Genomic DNA, 1,104 nt, shown 5'->3' with positions numbered 1-1,104 from the left:
CCCCTGAACACCGCGTCGGCCTGCCGGCCCGGCGGGCCGGCCAGGCGGCCAGATCCCGCCGCCCCGCCAACCGGCGTGGCGGCCCCCGCCGGGGCCTTGGCCTGGTCGGGCGGTGTCCCGGCGGCTGCCGGGGCAGTCAGGCCCGCCCGCCGGTGCCGACCATCGAGCCGAGCGCCGCGTCCCCCGGCCAGCAGCCCGCCGGCCGTCGGTCCCGACACCGACCCGGCCGGCCCCACGCCGGGCGGGCAGGTCGCAGGTCGGGGGGCCGCCGGCCGGGCCCCGGCAGTCGTCCGTCATTCGGCGGCCAGTACGCCGCGGGCGGCGTCCCTGGCCGCGGCGGCGCTGTCCGCCGTGCGGGCCGCGGCGGCGGCGCGTTCGCAGTGGGCCAGGGTGTGCTTGGCCAACGTGGCCCGCACGTAGGGGATCGCCGCCGCGCCCATCGACAGGCTGGTGACGCCGAGCCCGGTCAGCACGCAGGCCAGCAGCGGGTCCGCGGCCGCCTCCCCGCAGACCCCGCAGCTCCTGCCCTCGGCCTTGGCCGCCTCGGCGGCCAGCGCCACCAGGTCGAGCAGCGCCGGCTGCCACGGATCCTGCAGCCGGGAGACGGCGCCGACCTGCCGGTCGGCGGCGAACGTGTACTGCGCCAGATCGTTCGTGCCGAGCGAGAGGAACTCGATCTCCTGCAACAGCGACCTCGCCCGCAGCGCCGCCGACGGGATCTCCACCATGGCGCCGACCTTGGCGGTCAGCCCGGCCGCCCGGCAGGCGTCCGCGAACGCCCTGGCGTCGGCCCGGTCGGCGACCATCGGGGCCATCACCTCCAGATAGCAGGGCAGCCCCTCGGCGGCCCGGCCCAGCGCCCGCAACTGGGTGTCCAGCACGTCGGGATGCGCGAGCAGCGCCCGCAGCCCCCGCACGCCCAGCGCCGGATTGGGCTCGGCCGCCGGGCTGAGGAAGGCCAGCGGCTTGTCCGCACCGGCGTCCAGCACCCGGACCACCACCCGCCCCTCGGGGAACGCCTCCAGAACCTGCCGGTAGGCGGCCGCCTGCTCGTCCTCCGACGGTGGCTCGGCACCCCCCTCGCCCTCCAGGCCCCCCTCGCTC

General features: G+C 78.7%; 1 protein-coding gene. It reads right to left on the bottom strand.

Annotated features, from left to right (window positions below; genetic code table 11):
- Positions 1–293: 293 nt before the first annotated feature.
- A partial coding sequence (locus E1283_RS36450; protein ID WP_341829991.1) for a putative PEP-binding protein occupies positions 294–1,104 on the bottom strand: 811 nt, incomplete at its 5' end.

The sequence above is a fragment of the Streptomyces hainanensis genome (genome assembly GCF_004348415.1).
Taxonomy (GTDB): domain Bacteria; phylum Actinomycetota; class Actinomycetes; order Streptomycetales; family Streptomycetaceae; genus Streptomyces; species Streptomyces hainanensis.
This window is presented reverse-complemented; position numbering and strand designations above follow the sequence as displayed.